At 49.4% G+C, this 24718-nt stretch carries 13 protein-coding genes; 7 read left to right on the plus strand and 6 right to left on the minus strand.

Going from position 1 to position 24718, the window contains the following annotated elements; all coding sequences use genetic code 11:
- Positions 1 to 40 precede the first annotated feature (40 nt).
- On the plus strand, positions 41 to 3313 hold the full coding sequence (locus T491_RS0103190; RefSeq protein ID WP_028902594.1) for a SusC/RagA family TonB-linked outer membrane protein: 3273 nt from the start codon (positions 41 to 43) through the stop codon (positions 3311 to 3313).
- Positions 3314 to 3345: 32 nt separating this feature from the next.
- A complete protein-coding gene (locus T491_RS0103195; protein ID WP_028902595.1) occupies positions 3346 to 4872 on the plus strand; it encodes a RagB/SusD family nutrient uptake outer membrane protein in 1527 nt (508 codons plus the stop codon).
- Here the strand turns inward: T491_RS0103195 and T491_RS0103200 are convergent.
- Both T491_RS0103200 and T491_RS0103205 read right to left on the minus strand, forming a co-directional pair.
- Complete coding sequence (locus T491_RS0103200; RefSeq protein WP_028902596.1) at positions 4829 to 6016, minus strand: NAD(P)/FAD-dependent oxidoreductase; 1188 nt, start codon at positions 6014 to 6016, stop codon at positions 4829 to 4831. The two genes, T491_RS0103195 and T491_RS0103200, sit on opposite strands and share 44 nt — an antisense overlap.
- Positions 6013 to 8094, minus strand: coding sequence for an acetate--CoA ligase family protein (locus T491_RS0103205; RefSeq protein WP_028902597.1), 2082 nt, complete (start codon positions 8092 to 8094; stop codon positions 6013 to 6015). Before T491_RS0103205 ends, T491_RS0103200 begins: the two co-directional genes overlap by 4 nt.
- A gap of 124 nt (positions 8095 to 8218) precedes the next feature.
- On the opposite strand from T491_RS0103205, the gene T491_RS0103210 reads away from it, so the two are divergent.
- Genes T491_RS0103210 through T491_RS0103230 form a run of 5 tightly spaced genes read left to right on the plus strand, consistent with a single transcriptional unit; the run spans position 8219 to position 17324 of the window.
- Positions 8219 to 13588: an alpha-2-macroglobulin family protein gene (locus tag T491_RS0103210; protein WP_028902598.1), complete on the plus strand. Its 5370-nt coding sequence runs from the start codon at positions 8219 to 8221 to the stop codon at positions 13586 to 13588.
- Between the two features lie 2 nt (positions 13589 to 13590).
- Positions 13591 to 14664 (plus strand): DUF1573 domain-containing protein, encoded by a 1074-nt coding sequence (locus T491_RS0103215; protein WP_081773219.1) that lies wholly within the window; start codon positions 13591 to 13593, stop codon positions 14662 to 14664.
- Between the two features lie 19 nt (positions 14665 to 14683).
- Entirely contained in the window at positions 14684 to 15778 is a 1095-nt protein-coding gene (gene meaB, locus T491_RS0103220) for a methylmalonyl Co-A mutase-associated GTPase MeaB (protein ID WP_028902600.1), read from the plus strand.
- Positions 15775 to 16656, plus strand: a complete 882-nt coding sequence (locus tag T491_RS0103225) for a 4-hydroxy-3-methylbut-2-enyl diphosphate reductase (RefSeq protein WP_028902601.1) — start codon at positions 15775 to 15777, stop codon at positions 16654 to 16656. The genes meaB and T491_RS0103225 overlap by 4 nt, the downstream gene beginning before the upstream one ends.
- The gene (locus T491_RS0103230; protein ID WP_028902602.1) at positions 16656 to 17324 is read left to right on the plus strand and encodes a B3/4 domain-containing protein; all 669 of its coding nucleotides are present in this window, start codon (positions 16656 to 16658) and stop codon (positions 17322 to 17324) included. Before T491_RS0103225 ends, T491_RS0103230 begins: the two co-directional genes overlap by 1 nt.
- A 97-nt stretch (positions 17325 to 17421) precedes the next feature.
- Here the strand turns inward: T491_RS0103230 and T491_RS0103235 are convergent, their stop codons facing one another.
- From T491_RS0103235 to T491_RS16900, 4 genes are read right to left on the minus strand one after another with little or no spacing between them, the layout of a single operon-like run.
- Positions 17422 to 18684, minus strand: a complete 1263-nt coding sequence (locus T491_RS0103235) for a hypothetical protein (RefSeq protein ID WP_028902603.1) — start codon at positions 18682 to 18684, stop codon at positions 17422 to 17424.
- Between the two features lie 43 nt (positions 18685 to 18727).
- Complete coding sequence (locus tag T491_RS0103240; protein WP_028902604.1) at positions 18728 to 21241, minus strand: TonB-dependent siderophore receptor; 2514 nt, start codon at positions 21239 to 21241, stop codon at positions 18728 to 18730.
- Positions 21238 to 22056 carry a sensor histidine kinase gene (locus T491_RS0103245; RefSeq protein WP_028902605.1) on the minus strand — a complete coding sequence of 273 codons (819 nt, stop codon included), beginning with the start codon at positions 22054 to 22056 and terminating at the stop codon, positions 21238 to 21240. Before T491_RS0103245 ends, T491_RS0103240 begins: the two co-directional genes overlap by 4 nt.
- Positions 22053 to 24707, minus strand: coding sequence for an ATP-binding protein (locus T491_RS16900; protein WP_051522940.1), 2655 nt, complete (start codon positions 24705 to 24707; stop codon positions 22053 to 22055). Before T491_RS16900 ends, T491_RS0103245 begins: the two co-directional genes overlap by 4 nt.
- Positions 24708 to 24718 lie beyond the last annotated feature (11 nt).

Below are 24718 nucleotides of genomic sequence, written 5' to 3' on the forward strand. Positions count from 1 at the left end.
AGTAATTACTAATATTTATTTATACAACATTATTTATTAAATGAAAAGACTCAGTATGATGTTGGCTGGGCTGTTCCTAAGTGTGGGGATGGCGCTGGCACAGACAACGGTTACTGGTACAGTGGTAAGTTATGAGGATAACGAGCCGATTATTGGCGCCACCATTCAGGTGGTTGGTAATGCCAACATTGGTACCATTACCGATTATGATGGTAACTTCACACTCGAAGTACCTGAAGGTATGAAAACACTGCGTATCACCTATGTGGGCATGGAACCACTGGAGGTGGCAGTAAGCACAAAAACTTTAAAGATTCAGTTGAGAAATGATGTACACACCCTCGACGAGGTGGTTGTTGTGGCCTACGGTACACAGAAGAAGACATCGCTTACCGGATCGATTCAGGAGGTGAAGAGCGAGGCCATTGAGCTGCGTCCTACCACTTCGGTAGCTTCGGCACTCGAAGGAACAGTGACTGGTGTACAGGTGAACAGCAGTGTTGGTGCACCTGGTTCCGATCCAAGTATCCGCATTCGTGGCGTGGGAACCGTGAATGGTAGCACAAGTCCGCTGTACATTCTGGATGGTGTGCCCTATAATGGTAACATCAGCGACCTGAACCCTCAGGACATCGAGAGCATGTCGGTACTGAAGGATGCTGCATCAGCCGCCCTCTATGGTAACCGTGCCTCGAACGGTGTGATTCTGATTACCACCAAGAAGGGTAAGCAAGGTAAGATGAACGTAACCCTGGACATTAAGCAGGGTACCTACAGCCGTGGTATCTCTGAGTACGATCGCTTGGGTGCTCGCGAGTGGATGGAGGCTCAGTGGCTGAACATGAAGAATAATAAGATGACCACAGGTGCCGATGCTGCTACCGCTGCTACCTACGCATCAGAGCATCTGATTGAGGACCGCGTGCTGCTCAACATATTCAATAAGGCCGACAACGCCTTGTTTGACGCCAATGGCAAGATGGTGAGCGATGCCCAGATGCTGGGTACCTACGGTGAGGATCTGGACTGGTACAAGCAGACCATCCGTAACGGCTACCGCCAGGAATACAACTTTAATGTGAATGGCGCCAGTGAGAAGAGCGACTACCTGATTTCGCTGGGTTATCTCGATGAGCAGGGCTATCTGAAGACTTCGGGCTTCGACCGTCTCTCAGCCCGATTGACAACCAATGTTAATCCCGCTCCTTGGTTCAAGGCTGGACTGAATATCAACGCCACCCACCAGAACTTTGATTCTACCTATGGTACGGGTGATGCCTACAGTAACCCCTTCAACTTCTGTCGTAAGATTTCGCCCGTATATCCTGTACATGCGCATAACATATATACTGGTGAGTATTATCTGGACAAATACGGAAACAAGCAGTACGACAGCGGTTCGTATACAGATGATAACGGGCAGGTAATGGCTACACGTAACCAGTATCAGAATCGTCATGTGATCTGGGAGAATGAGCTGAATCAGGATAAGACCACACGTAACACCGTGAATGGTATTGCCTACGCTAACTTTATACTGCCTTACAACTTCACTTTTACGTTGAAGGGTAACCTGAACCTGCGCAACAGCTCGGAGAGTGCTTACGATAGCGCTGTGATTGGCGATGGTAAGGGTAACAACGGTCGTGGTCGTCGTCGCGACTATCGCTATAAGAACTACGCATTCCAGCAGCAGCTGCACTGGAACCATGAGTATGGTGTACACTCTATCGACGCCCTGCTGGCTCATGAGAACTACGACTATACCGTAAACGAGCTTTATGTTACTAAGAATACTGAGATTGAGCCAGGCTTGAACAACTTGATCAACTTTGCTGAGCCTGTGATATCGAGAGACTACAACGAGACCTATCACACAGAATCGTATCTGGGACGTGTGCGCTATGGTTACGATAGTCGTTATAACATTGAGTTCTCGTTCCGTCGCGATGGTTCATCACGCTTCTCAAAGAAATCCCGTTGGGGTAACTTCTGGAGCACTGGTGCTAACTGGGTAGTATCGAACGAGAAGTGGATGAAGGAGTACCGCTGGGTGAACTACCTGAAGGTGCGTGCCGACTATGGTGAGGTAGGTAACGACTCTGGTTCGGACTACTATGGCTATATGGCCTTGTATAATCCTGCTCTGAACGACCACAAGGGTGCCTTCTACAATGCACAGCTGCCTAACGAGGACCTGAAGTGGGAGACCGGACAGTCGTGGGGTGTCGCCATCGAGGGTCGCCTGCTGAACAAACTGAACTTCAGCGTGGAGTACTTCGATAAGCGCAATAAGGACCTGATCTTTAATGTTTATAATCCCCTCTCAGCAGGTGCTACCAGCACTTCTTCGGCAGAGAGTGTGGTTACCAGAAACCTGGGTACCATCTCGAACCATGGTGTAGAGCTCTCGGCTGATATGGACGTGCTGAAGACCAAGGAGTGGAAACTGAACGTGGGTGCCAGCATTACCTTCGAGAAGAATAAGGTGGTAAAGCTGCCTGAGCAGAATAAGGGTGGTATCATCGATGGTACCAAGAAGATTGTTGAGGGCATGGACCGCTATCAGTTCTATACCTACACCTGGGAGGGTATCAACACCAAGAACGGTTTCTCACTGTATAAGTTTAACGATGACGACTACTTCTTCACACTCGACGGCACTACCTATGGTAATACCGAAGGAACCCAGATTAAGGGTAGTAACTTGAATGCCGTAGTTGTGATCGACGGTGTGCCTTACTCGTATCTTACTACCTATGGTAAGCGCGAGTTCCAGGGTTCGGCCATGCCTACTGCCTTTGGTAGCTTTAACTTCAGCGTTAACTACAAGGATTTCCAGTTCTACACATTGTTTACCTATCAGTTGGGCGGCAAGATTATGGACAGCAACTACCAGACACTGATGACCTCGGGTGGTACGCCAACATCGCTGCACAAGGATGTACTGAAGGGGTGGACCAGCGAGCAGGCTACTGACTACGACGCTATCGATCGTAATGGTGTGCCCATGCTGAGCGATTCACCACAGATTGTGAGTGGTCTGGAGGCAGACTTGAACAGCACCTCTTCGCGTTGGCTGACCAGCGCCAGCTATCTGATTCTGAAGAACGTAAACCTCTCGTACAACCTGCCAAAGGATCTGGTGCGTAAGGCAGGCATGGAGAACGTGATGGTGACACTGACTTGCGAGAACCTGTTTACGCTGGCTGCTCGTAAGGGATTGAGTCCACAGATGAGCTTCAATGGTACTCAGTCGGCTACCTTCGTGACATCTCGTGTATTCTCAGCGGGCGTGAACGTGAAATTCTAAAGGTAAAAAGGTAAAAAAGTAAAAAGAAAATTATGAGAAAGTATTTATATATTTGTATCGCTGCACTGGGGCTTAGCGCTTGTTCGAGCGATTATCTGGATACCACTCCTGAGGCTCAGAAGGATAAAGAAAAAGTACTGGGTACTACCGAGAATATCGAACTGGCTGTGAACGGACTGTGCAAGGCTATGTCGTCACAGTATTTGAGCACACAGGGTCTGAACGGCGAGGGCACCATCCTGAACTGGTACGGCACATTCAATGGTAACGATGCCCAGAAGTGCGCTAATACCGGTTGGGCTAACGTATGGAACAACAACTACCACCTGCGTCCTACCTCGACTTATACCGTTTATCCTTGGTTCTACTATTATAAGCTGGTGAGCAATGCCAACGCCATTATCTGCCATGTGGATGATGCAGAAGGCACAGAGGCCGATAAGGCTTTCCTGAAGGCTCAGGCACTTACTTTCCGTGCTTACTCATTCTTCCGCCTGGCTCAGCTCTACACCTATCGCTGGAGCGACTATCAGGGCGACACCGATGGTATCGTGCTGCGTATCGACGAGAGTCTGGGTGCCCAGAAACTCGCTACTCAGGCAGAGACCTACGCTCAGATTTATAAGGACCTGGACGAGGCTATCGCTCTGTACAAAAAGAGTGGTGTAGAGCGCGAGAAGTTCTACCAGCCTGGATTGGATGTGGCTTATGCCATCTATGCCAAGGCCGCACTGAACCGTGAGGACTGGCAGACTGCTGCTACCTATGCCGCTTTGGCTCGTGAAGGCCATGCGCAGATGACGCTTGACGATTATATCAATGGTGGTTTCCATTCTGCGAATGATGAATGGATCTGGGGCGTGTATGAAGATGAATTACAGAACCTGAACTACTATAGTTTCTTTGCTTATATCGGTTGTAACTCGAGCACCACCAACTGTTGCAAGTATCCTGTGGCTATCAGTAAGGAACTGATTGACCAGATTCCTGAAACTGACAAACGCAGATACTTATATCTGGTTCCTACCGATGCTGAGTATGCCGAGTGTAATGCCGCTGGTCGCAGCCAAAAGAGTTTGTATAATCGCGCACGTAAAGACTATCCGGATTGCTTGTATAGCGAATCGCATGTATATGCCTATATGCAGTTTAAGTTTATGGTGGCCTTCTATCCTGGTGGTGGTTCGTTCCCACTCATCCGTTATGCCGAGATGCTGTACACAGAGGCTGAGGCTGACTGTCACCTGAACAAGGAGGCTGAGGCTCAGGAGCTGTTGTATGAGGCTGTGGCCCAGTACGATGATGCCTACACCAAGAGCACCAAGACTGGCGACGAGCTGATGGACGAAATCAAGTTGTATCGCCGCTTCGATCTGTGGGGCGAGGGTAACGACTGGTTCGACTACAAGCGTTGGGGTGACTCCATCGTTCGTAAGACCAATGCTCAGGGTGGTAGCTTCAAGTCAGACTTTGCCGTAACCATCAATCCTGAGGACGGCAATGCCTGGACATGGGTTATCCCTCAGAAGGAGACTGACTACAACGAGCTTGTTGACTAATGGCGCAGGCTACAGTATAAGCGGTGGTCCAAGCGGCCTGGAAATTAAAGCCGCCTGTGATACCATCGATATCGAGCACCTCTCCAGCGAAATAAACGCTGGGGAGGTGCTTGCTTTCTAAGGTGTTGGGATTGACGCTCGCCAAATCGATACCGCCACAGGTCACAAACTCGTCCTTAAAGGCTGAACGGCCTGCTATCTGGTACTGATCATTGCACAGGGCATTGGTCAGGCGGTTCAGCTCCTTCTGGTTCAGGTTCTGCCAACGGTTCTGGGCACGCTCGCCAAGGGTCTTGGCCACGAGGTAATCCCACAAACGGCTGGGCAGACCAAAAGGACGGATGGTGGCTATCTGCTTCTGTGGATGCTGGGCGATGATGGTGCGCAGCTCCTGCTGGATGTCGGGCTCCTTGAGCGAGGTCCAGTTCACAGCCAAAGGCATCTGATAGTTGTGCCCGTGCAAGTCGCGGGCGGCATAACTGCTGAGCTTCAGAATGGCTGGTCCGCTCATGCCCCAGTGGGTGATGAGCAGTGGTCCGTTACTACGGAACTTAGTGCCAGGGATAGAGGCTGTGGCATCTTCGACCACGGTGCCCATCAAGGCGCGCAAGGCTTCGTCGTTGATGGTGAAAGTAAAGAGCGAGGGTACGGGCTCGATGGTTGGAACACCAGCCATAGCTGCGGTACCGCCACCTGTGGTGATGACCTTGAAATCGAAATCGCTCAGCTCATCGAGGCTCTCGATTTTGCGCTGCGTGCGGATGTCGATGTGCTTTCTGCGCGCTTCGGCTAAGAAGAGATTAATGATGGTGTGCGAATCCTGCGAGGCGGGGAATACGCAATGATCGTCCTGGGTGGTGAGCTTTATCCCGTGGCTTTCAAACCACTGGTAGGCATCACGGTAATCGAAGGTCTTGAAGAGCCGTTTCAGCAGCCGGTGCCCACGGGGGTACACCTGTTGCAGATCGCTCACGGCCTCGAACGAGTTGGTGCAGTTGCATCTGCCACCACCTGACACCTCGACCTTGGCCAGCACCTTCTTCGATTTCTCGAAGATGGTGATGTCCATATCGGGGCACATCTCTTTGAGGTTAACGGCTAAGAAGAATCCAGCCGCCCCTCCGCCTACTATCGCTGTTCTCATTTCTCAATCAGTATTCTTGCGTCGACGGCTACTACGTCGTTCTCGTCAGCCAACAAGGGGTTGATGTCCATCTCTTTGATCTCGATGGCGAAACGCAGCAGGGTAGAGAGTCGTACGATAATCTCGGCAAACTTCTGCTCGTTGATACCCTTCTGTCCGCGTGTACCTTTCAGGATCTTATAACCCTTCAGTGAGTGAATCATTGAGTAGGCCTCGTCGTAACTCAATGGGGCCAGACCGCTTGATACGTCCTTCAGCACCTCGACAAAGATGCCGCCTAAACCGCAGAGGATGACATGGCCGAAACGGTTCTCGTATTTAGCACCGATAAACAGTTCGGTACCCTTCATCATCTTCTGTACCATCACGCCTGTGGCATCCTTGATTTTCATCATACGGTCGAACTCAAGAGCCAGGTGCTCTGGGGTGCGGATGTTCAGGGCCACACCACCCACATCGCTCTTGTGGATAGGACCAACCACCTTGGCCACCACAGGATAGCCTACGTTCTCGGCAAAGGCAATCAGCTCATCCTTCGATGTGCTGACCATCTCGGGTACCAGGGGGATGCCTGCACACGACAGAATGTCGCGTACGGTTTGTGGCGAAACATAACCGTTATCTGTAACACTGCTGATAATCTTATAGAGTCGGGGAAGGTCGATACCATAAAGCTGCACCTCGGGTGGTGCTGGCTTTGGCGTGCGCATGATCTGACTGAGGGCTGTGGCAAGGGTCACCTCGTCGCTGAAGTTCACATGGCCGCGTTTCAGGAATTCTGCCACCTCAGGACCTGCGGTATGCAGACTGGGCAGAACTGGGAAGATAGGTTTCTTACATTCCTTGATTTTCTGATCGAGCACATCGTAGGCCTCGTAGAGCTGGGTGAGTCCTGGGGTGCCGTAGATAACGGCAATGGCGTCGATATTATCAAACTTGTTTTCGCAATAGTCTATCACCATGCCTAATTGCTCAGCTGTTCCTGTGGCTAAGAAATCAATAGGGTTGGCTACCGATGAACCAGGGAAGAGCTTGGATTTCAGTTCCTCGGCTGCTGCTTTTATCTCGTCAGACACATCGCTGGTGAGCGAGGGCACGTTCAGACCGCCTTTCGAAAGGGCATCGGTCAGCATCACACCTGGGCCACCTGCATGGGTGACGATGGCAAAGTTCTTACCCTTCAGTTCTGGAAGCGTAAAGATACAGCCTACGGTGGTCAGCTCCTCGCGCGAGAAGCAACGTACAATGCCTGCCTTGCGGAACAGGGCTTCGACAGCAGAGTCGCTGGAGGCTATGGCACCCGTATGCGACGAGGCGGCACGACTACCACTCTCGCTCGAACCAGCCTTGATGGCAGCAATCCTACAACCCTTGCGGATCAGACTGCTGGCGTGGAATAAGAGCTTGTCGGGGTTCGAAATATTCTCGATATAGAGCAGCTTGACCTTCGAATCTGTTTCGGCATTAAAATGCTCGTCCATATACTGTAGTACATCTTCGATACCAATCTGCTTGCCATTACCAATGCTCCATACGCTGTTGAACTGCAGACCCTTGATGACCGCACTCTCTAAGATGAAAACTGCGGTGGCACCTGAGCCCGAAACAAAATCCACACCCTGAGGATTCAGGTTGGGGATGGGGAGCGTGAACACGCTATGATGGTTGCGGTTCAGCAGTCCGATACAGTTTGGGCCGATGAGGGCTGCTCCGAACTTCTTGCACGTATCCAGAATGCGCTGCTCTAATGCCGCACCCGCCTTGGTCTCCTCGCCGAATCCGGCTGAGATGATGACAAAGGCACGTACGCCTTTCTCCGCGCACAGATAGTCCACGTAGTCAGGACAGAACTTAGCGGCAACTACCAGCACGGCCAAATCCGTTTCGGGTATGTCCTTTACGTCATGATAGGCTTTGATCCCCTGCACTTCATCTTCCTTGGGGTTTACGATGTGCAGAGGACCATCGAAACCACCATTGATAATATTACGCACGATAGACCCACCGGGCTTATGCACGTTGTTAGAGCCGCCTATGACGACGATGCTCTTCGGATTCAATAATTGTTGGTTAATCATAGGTGCAAAGTTACAAAAATATCTTCAAACGAAAATCAAAGATAATATAATAATTCATAATTTCCAAAGGAAATTGGAAAATAATCGCTACCTTTGCATAGTTAAACCAATTAAAACGGGCTTTATGAGAAAGATTTTATTGATTACTATAGCTTTGATCATACCAATGTTCATCTTCGGACAGTCGTATGCTTCACTTTGGAAGAAAGTGTCGGATGCTGAAGAGAAAGACCTGCCCAAGACCCAGTACGAGCTACTGCAGCAGATAGTGACCAAGGCTCAGAAGGAGAAACAATACGGACAACTGCTGAAGGCTGAGCTTATGGGAGCTCAGACTATGGCTGCCATCGCTCCCGACTCGCTGAAGCCTGAGATCAATCGTATAGTAAATCGCTATAACGCTGCTACCGATAAGGTGCTACGGATGGTATATCAGACCGTATTGTGGCAGATTTCTGACGAGAACTATAGTCTGGCACTTGGATATAAGAAACCCGTTCTGACACCTGAACTGTGCCAGATGCTGGCCAAGACGAAGGATAAGAGTTTTGAACCGTTTGTGATACTGGGTACTGACGCATCGGTGTTTGGTAACGACATGCTGAGCGTGATAGGTGCTGAATTGGAAGACTATCAGTTGATGCGCGACTATTATAGCAAGGTGGGCAACCAAAAGGCAGTGAGTTTGCTCGATGCAAAACAGGCTGTAGAGCGCTATCATACCCTGTCGTATGCCACACCTGCGGCAGAGAGGATCACCTATATTGATGACGCAGTAGCAAAGTGGGGCAAGTGGTCTGTTATCAATGAACTGCGCAACGAGAAGACACGACTGACTAACCCGCAGTTCCGATTGCAGTACGAACTGCAGGTGGTTCGTCCTATGCAGGCACAGAAGGTGGAGCTGAAGGACCTGCGCAATCTGTCGCAACTCACTATGACGGTATATCCCGTGAAGTGTGAGGGCGATTTTGAGTATTCGCCGCAAAACGAGAAGGGGTGGGTTAAGATTAAACCACTGTTGGGGCGGCCTGTAATCAACAAGACAATCAAGTTCGCTACCCGCCCTGCTTATGAGGAATTTGACGATTCGCTGATGCTTGACGGACTGCCAGTGGGCATGTATATGGTGGAGTTTAAGAGTAACCCCACGACTGAGGTGGTGCGTGTGATGTATCACGTGACTAACGTGTACACCATCACCGAGACGCAGCCCAATAACCGCATACGCTATGTGGTGGTGAATGCCACAACAGGTCAGCCCATAGCTGGTGCACACCTCAAGATAAAGGAGCGCAGAAGCTATCGCGACGAGAAAACATACATAGGCGAGACCAACAGCAAGGGTGAGTATATCTTCTCGACAGAAGATGTGACACGCACCCGCACGGTGTTTGCCTATACGAATGATGACAAGGCAAGTGCTGTGTTGAGCGGCGCTAATCGCTATGACTACTACGAGGCTGACGGTGTGCGCAAGCAGACGGCCATATTTACTGATCGCAGCATCTATCGCCCTGGTCAGACCCTTCATGCTTCAGCTTTGGCCTATCAGGTGATTCACGGCACAGAGCAGACGGTATGTATAAAGCAGGATATGACGTTTACACTGCGTGATGCCAACTATAAGGTGGTGGCTGAGAAGAAGGCTGTGACTGATGAGTTTGGTGTGGCTGCTGTCGACTTTACGCTGCCATCAAGCGGACTGACAGGTATGTTCACCGTTCAGGTAAACAACAACTCACTACGTGTGCGTGTAGAGGAGTATAAGCGTCCCACATTCCATGTAGATTTTGCTGATTACAAGGAAGTCTATAAGGCAGGTGATACAATCGACGTGAAGGGTACTGCACTAAGTTATGCAGGTGTACCTGTTCAGGATGCCAAAGTGGCTTATAAGGTAATGCGTCGCACAGCCCTCTGGTGGTGGTCGTATAGTCGCTATTATGACGAGGGGGCCTTTGGTTATAGCAATCAAGGCAAAGAGATATTTGCTGGCGAGGCTACCACCGATGCTGATGGTAACTTTACAGTAAAAATGCCACTGACGATGCCTGAATCAGAGCATCCGATGTTCTACAACTTCGTGGTTGAGGCCGATGTGACAGACGTGGCTGGCGAAACACATCATGGTCAGCTGTCGTTGCCTCTGGGCAATCGCCCAACAGCACTGAGCATCGACGTGGCAGAAAAAGTGTTGGTTGAGGATCAGCCCACAGCTACATTCCATCTGCGCAATGCCGCAGGGCAGGATATCGATGCAGAGGTACGCTATCGCATAGATAATGGCGAATGGATTAATGCCAAGACCAATCAGCAGATAACATTGGCTAAGTTGGCTTCAGGCAAGCATTGTGTGGAGGCTAAATACGACGATCAGACAGTAGAAAAGACTGTTGTCATCTTCTCGCTCAACGATGAGAAACCTGCTACTGATACTGACGATTGGTTCTACCAGTCGGCAGGGCAGTTCCCCAATGATGGCACACCTGTTACTATCCAGGTAGGCTCGTCAGCTCAGGATGTACATATCGTATACAGCATCTTCTCTGGTAAAAAACTGATAGAACAGGGGAGTGTGGATCGTAATAATCAGTTGATTAATCGCAAGTTTACATACAAGGATGCGTACGAAAACGGACTGCTGCTTACCTACGCATGGGTGAAGAACGGCAAGTGCTATACCCATTCAGCGCAGATTCAGCGCCCAATGCCTGACAAGAAACTCACCTTGGAGTGGGCTACATTCCGCGATCGACTGACACCAGGACAGCAGGAAGAGTGGACGCTGACCATCAAGGATGCAGAAGGCAAACCCGTTGACGCCAATCTGATGGCGACACTCTATGATCAGAGTCTCGACCAGATAGCTAAGCATCAGTGGTCGTTCAGTCCATATCTGTGGGTTCCACTGCCAAGTACCAGTTGGAAGTATCAAGCCACTCGCAACTTCTATGAGAGTTGCGCTCGTTCGTGGAACATGCTTGATGAAAGCGGAATACGTTTCAGTCGTTTCGACCGCGATGTTTATCCCAATGGTTATCGCGTGTACAGTATTCGTGGTTCAAGAATTAAGTTGGGACGTTCGATGGGACTTGAGGCAGCGGATGAAATGATGCTGATGGATGCTGCTCCTGCAATGGCTAAAAATACGGTGGAGTTTGCTGCTCCTGTAGTTAAATATGATATGGAAGACGCCAAGGAGGCTGTCGAGACTTCGAGCGCTGGTAGTGCTGATTCTGATGAAAATCAAACAGAAGATGTACAGATGCGTGAAAACCTGAACGAAACCGCTTTCTTCTATCCCCAACTCACTACGGATATGGATGGTAGTGTGGCCATCAAGTTTACTCTGCCTGAGAGTCTGACCACTTGGCAGCTGCTTGGTTTCGCTCACACGCGCGAACTCTATTATGGTAACATCCAATCTGAGACTGTGGCCAAGAAAGATGTGATGATTCAGCCCAACATGCCTCGATTTGTTCGCGAAGGTGACAAGGCTGCCATCTCTGGTCGCATCTATAACACAGGCGCTAAGAACCTGCAAGGCAAGGCAACACTGAAATTGATAAATGCCGAGACCAATGCGGTAGTCTACGAGAAGACTCAGCAAGTATCGCTAAAGGCTGGCGAGACCACATCTGTAACATTCGATGTGGAAAGTTCAAACTTCAAACTTCAAAGTTCAATGTTAATCTGCAAGATGAGCGTAAGCGGCAAGGGATTCAGCGATGGCGAGCAGCACTACCTGCCCGTATTACCTGCCAGCGAGCGTGTAACTATCGCCCTGCCTATCACCCAGCATCAGCCTGGTACAGAGACTATCGACCTCTCGAAGCTGGTTCCTGCTGGTGCCAAGAATACAAAACTCACACTCGAATACACCAATAATCCTGTTTGGCTGATGGTGCAGGCGCTGCCTACGCTGGGGGCACCCCGCGATGACAATGCCATCTCGTTGGCTGCCTCGTTCTATGCCAATGGTATCGGTAAACATATCATCGACCATAATCCACAGATCAAGCCTGTGTTTGAGGCTTGGCAACAGGAGAAGGGCCATGAGACATCGCTCACATCTCAACTTGAGAAGAACCAGGAACTGAAAGATGTGGTTCTGAATGAGACACCCTGGGTGATGGATGCTGACAACGAGACAGAACAGAAGCATCGTCTGGCTAACTTCTTCGACGCGAACCTGATGAATAATCGTCTGGACAAGTGTGTGGAGAAACTACAGAAACTACAAAATGATGAGGGCGCTTGGACATGGTATCCTGGTATGCCTGGCTCGTTCTATATGACTGTGGCAGTAAGCGAGATGCTGGTACGCCTGAATGCTCTCACTGAGAAACAGAGTGCTACAAGTGATATGCTTAATAATGCCTTTAGCTTTATGGGCAACGAGATAGTCGATCTGGTGAAGGAACTGAAGAAGGCCGAGAAGAAGGGCGAGACAGTCAGCTTCCCCAGTTACAAGGCTTTGCAGTGGCTCTATCTGGTTACTCTTGATGGTCGCACACTTCCTGCCGATGTACAGGCTGCTAACGACTATCTCATCGAGTTGCTGAAGAAGGATATCAAACGTCAGAGTATCTACGACAAAGCTCTCTCGACTGTCATCTTCTCAAAGGTTGATACGCAGCGCGCAAAGGAATATGCCCAGTCGTTGAAAGAGTACACCGTGTTCCGCGAGGATATGGGGCGCTATTACGACACGCCACGTGCTGGTTACTCATGGTTCGACTATAAGATACCAACTCAGAGTATTGCTATCGAGGCGCTTCAAATGATAACGCCTGATGACTTCCAGACCATCGACGAGATGCAGCGCTGGTTGCTTCAGCAGAAGCGCACTCAGGCATGGGATACTCCAATCAATAGTGTGAATGCAGTATATGCTTTCCTCAGAGGACAGGAGTTCCGTTTGGTACAGAACCAGCCAAAGGCTACCATCAACCTCGATGCACGCACGGTGGCTCAGCCTAAGGCTACGGCTGCTCTGGGCTACGTGAAGACCCAGTTGCCCAAGGGCAAGCGCCTCACCATCCGCAAGACCAGTGATGGTACATCATGGGGTGCTGTCTATGCCCAGTTCTTCCAGAAGACGGAAAATATTGCTGATCACGGTAACGGATTGACCATCAAGAGAGAAATCCTGAATAAGGATTTGAAGGTTGGTGATCGTGTGAAGGTACGTATCACCATCACTGCCGATCGTGACTACGACTTTGTTCAGATGGTAGACAAGCGTGCTGCATGTATGGAACCAATCAAACAACTCAGTGGTTATCATCATGGTGGTTACATCACTCCTCGTGATAACATCACATGCTACTTCTACGATATGCTATCGAAGGGTACCCATGTGATTGAAACAGAATACTACATAGATCGTGCAGGAACCTACGAGACAGGTACTGCAACAGTAGAGTGCGCCTACTCGCCTGAGTTCCGTGCTGTAACCCATTCGCAAACAATTAATATTACTAAATAAAGATGAGAATTCCAAAGTATATCTATTTATCATTGTTCTTTGTACAATGCTTCGTGTGCGACGCGCAGGCGCAGCGCCTGACAGTCAAGACCACTACTATCGATGTAGGGGCTACGGGCTACGAACAGCCCATCACTGCCACGTTCGAACTGCGTAATAAAGGTCTGCGCCGACTGGTTATCGAGAGTGTAAAGCCTGATTGTGGCTGTACGCGTATCGAGTATCCTAAGGAGGTGGGCGTGGGTGACAGGTTTACCATCAGGATGACCTACGATGCACGACAGTTGGGCCATTTCCAAAAGATGTGCCTGGTGAAGAGCAACGGTACTAAAAAACCGTTCTACCTCACCATGAAAGGTGTGGTGAAGTCGGACTACAGGGATTATTCGGGCGACTATCCCATTGCTTTGGGCGACCTGCTGATGGATGCCGATGCCATCGAGTTTGATGATATCAATAAGGGCGATGTGCCTGTGAAGGAGATACACCTCTTTAATAATGGTAAGAAAGCCTTGCGACCTAACCTGATGCATCTGCCACCGTATCTCTCGGCCATTACCAGTCCTGATCATCTGCTGCCTGGTCGTTCGGCCACTATCACTGTGAAGTTGCTCTCTGACAAGCTGCGCGACTATGGCCTGAACAAGACCACGCTCTATATGGCGCATAACCCTGGTGACAAGGTGAAGCAGGAGAATGCCATCGAGGTGGTGACCGTATTGCTGCCCGATATGAAGCAGTTTGAGAAGGGCAATAAAGACTTGGCACCACAGCTACAGATGTCGAGTACCGATGTTGACTTTACTGATTTCGGAGGTAAGAGCAAGAAGTCGGCTACTGTGGCGCTATCAAATATGGGACATTCATCACTGAAGATTACTTCGCTTCAGCTCTTTACCGGTGGTCTGAAGGTAACCCTTTCTAAGAGTGTTATTGAACCAGGACAGAGTGCCCATCTGAAGATTACGGGCTATGCCGATGAACTTCAGAAGCTTCGCACACGTCCGCGTATCCTCATGATTACCAACGATCCTGACCATGCTAAGGTGGTGGTCAATATCAACATTAAGAAATAACCCCTTTATTCTTCATTGTATGGAACATCCGGAAAACAGTTCAGAATATGCAGGTCTGCAGGTGAACAGTGGGGTCAACCAGCCTCCTATTGTCAATCCCTACCTCAAGCGCAATCGTCGGCGAGAACTCTCGGTAGGCGAAATGGTTGAGGGAGTGCTCAAAGGCGATGTTACTATCCTCTCACAGGCTGTCACCCTTATCGAAAGTACGAATCCTGATCATCAAGCGCGGGCGCAGGAGGTCATCAATAAGTGTCTGCCCTATAGTGGTAACTCCGTTCGTATTGGAATCAGTGGTGTGCCAGGTGCTGGTAAAAGCACATCGATTGATGAGTTTGGGATGCATGTGCTCAAGGAGAAGGGCGGAAAGTTGGCTGTGCTGGCTATCGATCCCAGTAGTGAACGTTCTAAGGGCTCTATTCTGGGGGATAAGACTCGTATGGAGAAGCTGGCGCAGCATCCGTCGTCGTTTATCCGTCCCAGCCCATCGGCAGGCTCGTTGGGCGGTGTGGCGCGCAAGACGCGTGAGACTATCATCCTTTGCGAGGCTGCAGGATTTGATAAGATTTTTGTTGAGACCGTAGGCGTGGGACAGAGCGAGACCGCCTGCCACTCGATGGTGGATTTCTTCCTGCTTATTCAGGTGGCGGGTACGGGCGACGAGTTGCAAGGCATCAAGCGTGGTATCATGGAGATCTCGGATGGTATAGTTATCAATAAGTGTGATGGTGATAATGTGGACCGTTGCCAGATGGCTGCTACCAACTTCCGAAATGCGCTTCACTTCTTCCCTATGCCTGATAGTGGCTGGACACCACAGGTGCTCTGCTACAGCGGTTTCTATGGCACGGGTATCAAGGAAATCTTTGACATGATCTACCAGTATATCGACTTTGTCAAGGCCAATGGCTACTTCGACTATCGACGTAACGAGCAGTCGAAATACTGGATGTATGAGAGCATCAATGAGCAGCTACGCCTTAACTTCTACAACAATCCCGCCATCCGTGCTCAGTTGCAACCTGCTGAACAGTTGGTGCTGGCTGGGCAGAAGACAAGTTTTGTGGCTGCGCAGGATTTATTGGATATGTATTTTGACTTATTAAAGAAATGATTCAGATTGAGATTGATAACGGCAGTGGCTTTTGTTTCGGAGTGACCACCGCCATCAAGAAAGCCGAGGAGGAGCTTGCCAAAGGCGAAAAGCTTTATTGTCTGGGCGATATTGTACATAACGGTATGGAGTGCGAGCGCCTACGTGAGATGGGGCTTATTACCATCAATCACGACGAGATGCGCCAGCTGCATCATGCCAAAGTATTGCTGCGTGCCCATGGCGAACCTCCTGAGACCTACGAACTGGCTCGTCAGAACGACATTGAGATTATCGATGCCACTTGTCCTGTGGTACTCAAACTTCAGAAACGTATAAAAGAACAATATGACTCCAATACGTTTGCGGGTGAGGTACAATCCCCTGCCCAGATTGTCATCTTCGGCAAGAAAGGTCATGCCGAAGTGCTTGGGCTTGTAGGACAAACCCAGTCGAGAGCCATTGTTATTGAGAGTAGTGACGAGGTGACTAAACTGGATTTCTCGCGCGACATCTATCTCTATTCGCAGACTACTAAGTCGCTCGACGAGTTCCGTTGTATTATCGACTATATTAAGACGCATATCTCGCCAACGGCCACTTTCAAGAGCTTTGATACCATCTGTCGTTCGGTGGCCAACCGCATGCCCAATATCTCGCAGTTTGCTGCCAAGCACGACCTTATCTTATTCGTGTGCGGACGTAAGAGCTCAAATGGAAAAGTGCTCTACAATGAGTGTCTGAGTGTTAACCCTAATTCTCACCTTGTCGAAGCCCCTCAGGAGATTGACCCTTCGTGGCTTGATGGTATCCATAGCGTAGGTATCTGTGGAGCCACCAGCACCCCTCGTTGGCTCATGGAGCAATGCCGCGACGCTATTCAGGAGATGCAGCAATGATACAGGTTAGAGTTTCTGATGAGATTTCCAGCGTGTGCCCCGAGTTTGTAGGTGCCTGCGTTGAGGCTCAGGTGGTCAATACGCCATATAACGACCGCCTTTGGAATGCCATCCACCAAGTGGAACAGCGCCTGCGTAGCGAACTGACTACCGAGAGCGTTAAGTTGCAACCCAGTATTGCTGCCACCCGTGCAGTTTATAAGCGTTGTGGCAAGGATCCTTCGCGCTATCGTCCAGCCAGCGAACAGCTCATCCGCCGCATGTTGCAGGGCAAGGAGTTGTATCAGATTGATACGCTGGTCGACCTCGTAAACCTTGCTTCGATAGCCTATGGCTATAGCATTGGCGGTTTTGATGCCGATAAGTTCGTGGGAGGTGAACTTGTGTTAGGTGTTGGCCGCGAGGGCGAGCCTTATGAAGGTATAGGGCGTGGTCCTTTGAATATAGCCGGTCTGCCCGTGTACCGTGATGCAGAGGGTGGGGTAGGCACGCCTACCAGTGACCATGAGCGTACCAAGATGACGCTTAGTACCACTCACCTTGTAGTGCTCATTAACGGCTATGATGGTGACGAGGCCCGTGTATTGGCTAATGCCCAATACATTCAGCAGTTGCTTATCGACTATGCCCAAAGCGATGGTGGTACCGTCACTATCTACAAAAAATAACCAGGGAAATCCATTTCTTACCCTAACACTAACCCCGCGATAGTATCATACTATAGCGGGGTTAGTGTTATACTAAAGCAGAGTTAGTGTTAGGGTATCATTTGTTGCAACGCTGGGTATAGAATTGCAGGAAGTCGGACCATTTATAATAGGGATAGCTCTGGGTTGGAACAGGCAGCTTGGCCTCGTTGCCATTGAGTAGGCATTTCACTAAGGTGTCGGCACCAGGCTTGTTGCTGCGGTAGAAGATGAGCTGGATGTTAGAAGCCTTGCAGGTTTCCCAGTTTTGATAGATGTTCTTTACCTCGTAGGGGTCTTCGGGGTCGAGGTCGGCACCATTGATGCCCATGAGCACGGTAAGCGGGCCGATGCAGGTGTCGTGCCCGAAACGCAGGTCGGCCACATGGTCGCTACTGCCATCGATAGCAGCAGAGGCTTTCTGCAGAATATCCTGCAAGATAGGAATCATCTGATACTGCGGACCGAATACCCATGAGTAGGATCCCAAGTTCCCACCTTCCCACTCAGAGGCTATTTCCTCGTCGCTCATAATACCTTCCATCATGCCCTCGTGACCAATGCTGGGCAGCGAGGTGTAGAGGTTGATAAGGTTGCTGGTGATGTGGTGGATGTTGCCAGGCAACCCTTCGGTGCTCACGAACATGCGTTTGGCAATCTTGTCGCGTAGCCCGTGCTCGCGCTTAAAGTTTTTCATGTTCTTCTCGTAGCGGGGCTTGACGTATCTGGGGTAGTTGTGCTTCACTGGATTCTGTCCGTCGGTAGGCACTACGGCATCAAGAGTGAAGCGTGATGATTGCTCGCGGATTTCAAGTTTGGGATTGCATTGCACCAGCTCCTGACAGAAGGCCGACATGCTGAGCACGCAACGGCCTACCAGCGACGATACGGCCAGCACATTGCCGCCCTTCTTGAAAACCTCGGGGAAGTTGTTGTACATGATGCGGGCGATGCCCTGATGCTGTTGCCATCCCAGTTCGGTGAGTTCGCTGACACCTGTTTGTAGTTCCTGTTTGGCTGCCATGAACTTCTGGCGGAAAGTCTCGCCCACGGGAGTGAGCAACTGTTTCTGATGAGCAGTAGTAAGCAGGGTGTCGAGTTCTTTGTAGAGCGAACTGCTCCAGTAGTAGCGTGAGCCATGCCGTGCGTAGTGACTGATGTAAAAGGGCTTGTATCCACTTGGTGCCTTTGTGAGTCGAGGAATTGCCAACTGGTACGGATAGTCGTTGCCGTATGCTTTACGAGGATCGGCCTTCAACTGGTCGATAGCTGATGTTGGCTGCCCCCAGACAGCTGTCGCTGAAAGGAGTATGAAAACAACTGAGAAAAAGACTTGTTTCATGTTTATAATGAGTTGATTGTATTTATTGTTTAACAAATGAGAATCATATCTTGATACCTATGCTGGCTGTGAACCAACGTCCTTGCTGAGGGATGATGTTGGTGTTCATTCCGCTACGGTAGTAACGTGTGCCCAGCAGATTGTGGATGTTCAGCCCGAAGGTGATGTTCCCTAAGGCATACTCGCCACCGAGATTCAGAATAGCGCGGGCCGACATCTCTTTGTGCAGGGTGACGTATTTGACGGTAGAGAGCGCTTCTTTCCAGGCGGCATCAGCCTGTTCTGTCATACCCATGCTCTCGTACGTCAAATATTGGTAATAGCTTACATAGCTGTGGATATACTTCTCAAGGTCTGCATTAAAGGATTCTTGGCGTCCCTCAAAGCATAGATGCGTATGAAGTTTCAGCTGAGGCGTTGCCTGCCAACCGAGTACGAGATTTGACATGATAGCTGGCGTATTGTTGTTGGTGTCAATAATATTGGAATAGTCAGCTGATAAGGCTTCTGGAAGTCCCAGATCTATGAGATTCGACCTAAAGGTATGCGTCCAGGTCAGATTCCAGTTGGCGCTGAATTGTGGCTGCTTGTAACTGGCCATCAACTCTACGCCGCAGGTCTTGTTCTGGCTGGCGTTACTATAGTCAAGGAGGCTGGTCAGAATCAAATCGGTAGCACGGTTGTAGAAACCGTTGATTTCGAAGTCAAATCCCTTCTTCCAGTTGTTTCCTGCAAAGGAAAGCTGGAACGAATGTACGCGCTCTGGCGATAGGGGGATTGGATCTGCACTGCTTTCGCTCATTAGTGTTGTCATCACGTTGGCCTTGCGATAGATATAAGGCGCATCGACAAACGATTTTGAGTAGCTGAGTCGGACGCTCCATTTGGGACGCAGCAGGATGAGGGCTATGCGAGGCGACAACTCACGTATCTTCGAATGGTCGTAGCGACTCTTATAGTCGTATCGCATACCTGCGTTGAGGATGAACGAACGCCACTGGTGTTTCAGCTGTAGGTAGGCATCGGCACTGTTCTCTCTACCTATTCCTGCATCGCGCAGGGTTGGAGATTCTGGGAGGGCTTCTTCAAAATTGTAGCCTATTTGGTAGCGGAAATCATCGAGTTGGAAGTGGTCGAACTCGGCACCGAAACCGATATTGCCTTTATGGTCATCGCCCAAGGTATAGGCATAGTTACCTTTTAGCTGGAAACCATAATCCTGTTCCTGCCCGTTGACGTAGCGCGACAGACCACCACTATTTGTGAACATGTCGAGCATCGCCTCAGGCAATGGGAGAATCAAACTAAGGGTGGGAACAGCTGCATCGCTGACAACCTGATAGCGTGTCAGGTCCGATTTGTCGTATGTGGCTGATACTTTTAGACTGAGGTCGCCTAATTTGTGGCTGTAGCTCAGGTCGGCATGATGTGAATAGACACTGAAACAAGGAGCTAATCCGTTGAATGTGCGATAGCGGTCGTAATCGTACGAGAGGGCCAGCGATGCTAATGTAAATGGGGATACAATCTGTGAGAAATGCGTGTCGTACATGAACTGTATGCCCTTATAACCCAGTTGAAGACCGAAGTCGTAGGTCGGATGGTCACCGACACGGCCGATGCGGACATAGTCAACTGGCATACTAACCTGACTCTCACCTTTACGTTCGTTGGTCACATTGTATTTCTCGCCGCTGTTGCGATACACACTGCCCCAGATGAGCATGTCGATATCGAAATAGCGCTTGCCGAACAGGGCATCAACTTTGATCTGCCCGTGGTTACCAGTGGTAGCTTTAGCTTGCATGCCGTCAACATCGGCGCCTTGCTTGGTGATGATGTTGACCACAGCGGTTAGTGCTACGCCACCATAGAGCGAAGAGGCTGGGCCACGCAGAACCTCAATCTGTTTTATTTTCTCTAAAGATACGCTGTAGTCAGGGGCGGAAGTATTAGTGGCAAAGCTATTCATGCGGTGGCCGTTAAGCATGATGAGAATTTTCTCCTGGGTATTACTGTAGATGCCACGCATGGCGATGTTGATATCGTCGTTACAGTCAATGATATTCATACCTGGCACATAGGCAGCCAGCACTTCCTGCAGGTTGCGTGCGCCACTGAATTCAATCATCTCTGCAGTGATAAGTGTTGTGGGAACAGGTACCTCGGCCAGACTCTCAGCCTGGCTGGATGCTGTGGTGATAGTGGCTGTCATACCAGCCTTAATGCTGTTGATGATATCTACAAAAGCAGCCGGGTCGTTCGACGATGGGGTATAGTAGGGATTTTCCTGCAATAACTGCTTGGCGTACTGTTCTGTCTGTTTGATGTCGTAGCTTGCCAGATGGCTGAGGGCAATGAGATGGAGGGCGTTCTGTCGCAGGTTACCATGAAATGAACTGAGATTCTCCATTAATGCCTCGCGCGCCTGTTCTATACGTCCTACTTGGTAGTCGCTCTCAGCCTGGACATACACCTCACGCATCCTTGTATCGTTCTGTGCATGTACCAAACTGGCGCTGAGTAGGAAGAGTAATATGGTGATACTTTTTTTCATTTCTTGATGGGGATTGTGAAGGTGAAGGTGGTGCCCTGACCTAAGGTCGTATTGAATGTGAGCTTTCCACCATGTTTGTTCTCAATAATGTCGCGCGTAATACTCATGCCAAGGCCTGTACCATGACCTATCGGCTTGGTGGTGAAGAAGTTCTCAAACAGCCGTTGTTGCACTTCGTCGCTCATGCCTTCGCCATTATCAGTAATACTAATTACCAGGTTGTTGTCTTGGGTGGCTACATTGATGCTGATTTCAGGAGTATAATCATTGCCTATCTCCTGTGCCTTTCTCCATACCGCATAGCAAGCATTATTCATTACGTTTAGTACAGCGCGGCTCAAGTCCTGTGGTATAACCATCATCTGTGGCATATTGTCCTGATACTGTTCGTGGATAGTGACATTAAATCCCTGATAGTTTGCGCGCATGGCATGATATGAGAGGTGAGTGTACTCCTTAACGATATGGCAGATGTCGGATGGCAGAAACTCGTTCTCTTTGCCGCGCGATACGAGCAGGATGCCTTGGATAATGCTTACAGCCCGTTCGCCATTCTCCTTGATCTGAGTCATATTTTCCTTGATGTCGGCTACAATGTCGTAGAGATCCTCTCGATCGCTTTCTGGCATATGGTCAGCATTGTCTTCCACAACAGCGGTCAGATCGTCTAGCAACTTGTTGGTCATCTTAGAAAAGTTGATGACAAAGTTCAATGGGTTTTGTATCTCGTGTGCAATGCCTGCACTCAGTAAACCGAGTGAAGCCAACTTCTCCTGTTTTTGTAGTTGCTCTTTTAATTGCTCAATCTCATTCATACCGATTTCGTTTTAGGTAATATGATCGTAAACTCTGTGTATTCGTCCTTAACTGACGCTACGCTGATTTCGCCACCATGGTTCTGCACAATCTCACGACTCAGGTACAGACCCACGCCTGCTGCCTCGCCAGTGGTCTTTGTGGTGAAGAATGGATCGAAGACCTTGGGGAGAATCTTCTCTTCGATGCCGATACCGTTGTCGCAGATCTTTAGTACGTACTTGTTTCCGTCATCGCTAACGTTGAGCTTAACCTCTGGTTGATAGGATGTGCGCTGTGCCTTTTTTACAACAGCATAGATGGCATTACCTATCAGGCTCATCATAGTTTTGCTCAGCATATCGGGGTTACCATGTAAGGGCATAGCACTTGTGGGCAGGTTGAAGGAAATATGAATGTTGTATTGCTCCTGCTCCTTGGCAAAATAGTTGCGTACCATCTTCTCATCCTGCTGCAGTACAGGCAACATATCCATATCCACATAACCGCCAGTACGGTCTTTCAACATCTCCTCCATGGCTTTAAGTGTGCGCGTGGTGTTCTGACCATATTGATCGACCGACGTGAGATTCTCTGTCAACATGCCGAGCACGTCGAGCGTGTCTTCGTAGTCGTCGGCATTCATATTGTCTTTATTGTGGTCGATGTTCTCTTTCAAATCTTTCAGCAGATCGTTCGACATCTTTGAGAAGTTGATGATATAGTTCATCGGATTTAATATACGGTCAATCAGTCCTTCTGTCAGTTTACCCACCGTTGCCATCTTCTCTTGTCTGATCAGCTCGCTCTGTGCATTGCGCAGGTCGGCAGTACGTTCCTCAACGATATGCTCCAACTTGATCTTATCTTTCTGCAGTCGCTTAAGTCGGTAGCGAAATAGTAGATACATCAGATAAAACAATGCGAGGCAGTAGAGTACCACCATGTACCAGCGCATTAGCAACGGATAGGCGATACTGAAATTGATGGTGGTCACATCCGATAGCTCGCCATTAGCCAGCTGAGCCTGAACGCTTAGGGTGAATGAACCGTAGGGCAGGTTAAGAAATTCAATATCCTGCTTTTCTGTCCAAGAACTCCATTTGTTATGATTCAACTTATATCGGTACAGAGTCTTTCCGGATAGTGGTACACTGTTGAGGGTGTAATAGAAATGCAGATGTCTCTCGTTGCTACCAAACTGTTCGAAACTCTGGGGCATCTTGCCGTAGCCGCCCCATAACACGCTGTCATTACCCATGGTGATGGCGCTGAAGCGTACGGTGCGGCAATCGGTGAGTTTTGCCAGTTCTTTCTTGTCGGTGTCGATAATAGCTAGGATTTCATCGCCACCTATCCATATTTGGTTTCCGTAGCGGTATTGGGCTTTGATTTCAATGTCGCTGAGTGGCATAAGTAGATTCTTGGGCAGCTCGTCAATGGGAGCTCTTTGTTTTCCGGGGTATTTACCAATGGTTTTGCCGTGGACATTCATGAACCAGAGATCGCCTTGCGCATTTTTACGGATGTCTGTCACCAATGGTAAGTCGTTTTCTTTCGCCTTCATTTTGAAATCTTGCTGATAACACCATACACCATCAGGTTCGCCAGCGTACACCTTGTTGCCATCGACCAGCATGGAGGTGGTTGAGTTTGTGGTTAATCGACTTACATTCCCGCCTCGTGTAATGCGGTAAATGCCACTCGATGTTGCTGCTAACAGTTCGTCGCGGCTTTTGCATAGTGTCCAGCAGATATTGCTGATCTCAGGCATGCGTTTGCATTGTCTTTGAGCCATTGTGAATAGGCCGTTGCTGGTTCCTACATATATCTTGTTGTTGAAGGCTATGATAGTGTGAACCTCTCCTGTTAACCCATCTTTTGGCAGGAAATAGCTGTATACTGATGGCAGTTCTATCGAGAAAATTCCGTGAAGGGTTGCCCCCCAGAGTCTGCCGTGTCCATCGTAGGCCAGATAAGCCACCTGATTAGAGCAGAGACCGTTGGCTTCGGTGATAGTGTAGAGCTCGTGGCCTTGACTATCGGCAATAATCAGACCTTTGTTCTTCTTGACTTTAACCTGAAGGCCTCCGCCAATATCTTCTGTCTGAGTGATATCTTTGAGTAGTGCGTCTTTACTATCGGCTTTCAGAGCCTCGAGTGATACGATGTCCGACTCCACACCAATCCTGAAATTTGCATTGGTGTGCTTGTGCAGTACAAAAGAGTTGTTGCGTACCTCGTAGATATTGTTGTCACTGGCCACGAACTGTAAGCGCCCTTCGTCTTCGAAAATCTCCATTACTTCACCGTTGAACATTCCGTCGTTACCGAAGGTTTGCATCATTAGTTCACCGTTGGCGCGTTTCTGCAAACGAGCAAAGAAGTTGTAGCCGCCTACCCAGATAGTATTGTTGCTGTCGCGGTAAATTACTGTGACGCGACTGATACCTGGGGTGTGGATCATACGCCATTGGGCGTGATCGTAGTACAGTAGTCCTTCAAAGTTTGCTATATATATGGTGCCGTCTTCTCCCGTCTCGATGTCGTAGCATCGATTGTGTCCGCCATATTCGGCAGCTGTGTAGTTTCTAATCAGTGGTAATCCCTGTGCTAAGCAATGGATAGTTGATAGCAGGCAGATAACGAGTATTTTGATGGTCTTAATCATAGTTCTTAATG

This window comes from Prevotella sp. P6B4 (assembly GCF_000619985.1).
Lineage (GTDB): Bacteria > Bacteroidota > Bacteroidia > Bacteroidales > Bacteroidaceae > Prevotella.

Excerpts from the sequence above, each read along its gene's own strand:
- T491_RS0103190 (WP_028902594.1), top strand. The coding sequence starts at position 41 with ATGAAAAGACTCAGTATGATGTTGGCTGGGCTGTTCCTAAGTGTGGGG.
- T491_RS0103195 (WP_028902595.1), top strand. The coding sequence starts at position 3,346 with ATGAGAAAGTATTTATATATTTGTATCGCTGCACTGGGGCTTAGCGCT.
- T491_RS0103200 (WP_028902596.1), bottom strand. The coding sequence starts at position 6,016 with ATGAGAACAGCGATAGTAGGCGGAGGGGCGGCTGGATTCTTCTTAGCC.
- T491_RS0103205 (WP_028902597.1), bottom strand. The coding sequence starts at position 8,094 with ATGATTAACCAACAATTATTGAATCCGAAGAGCATCGTCGTCATAGGC.
- T491_RS0103210 (WP_028902598.1), top strand. The coding sequence starts at position 8,219 with ATGAGAAAGATTTTATTGATTACTATAGCTTTGATCATACCAATGTTC.
- T491_RS0103215 (WP_081773219.1), top strand. The coding sequence starts at position 13,591 with ATGAGAATTCCAAAGTATATCTATTTATCATTGTTCTTTGTACAATGC.
- meaB (WP_028902600.1), top strand. The coding sequence starts at position 14,684 with ATGGAACATCCGGAAAACAGTTCAGAATATGCAGGTCTGCAGGTGAAC.
- T491_RS0103225 (WP_028902601.1), top strand. The coding sequence starts at position 15,775 with ATGATTCAGATTGAGATTGATAACGGCAGTGGCTTTTGTTTCGGAGTG.
- T491_RS0103235 (WP_028902603.1), bottom strand. The coding sequence starts at position 18,684 with ATGAAACAAGTCTTTTTCTCAGTTGTTTTCATACTCCTTTCAGCGACA.
- T491_RS0103240 (WP_028902604.1), bottom strand. The coding sequence starts at position 21,241 with ATGAAAAAAAGTATCACCATATTACTCTTCCTACTCAGCGCCAGTTTG.
- T491_RS0103245 (WP_028902605.1), bottom strand. The coding sequence starts at position 22,056 with ATGAATGAGATTGAGCAATTAAAAGAGCAACTACAAAAACAGGAGAAG.
- T491_RS16900 (WP_051522940.1), bottom strand. The coding sequence starts at position 24,707 with ATGATTAAGACCATCAAAATACTCGTTATCTGCCTGCTATCAACTATC.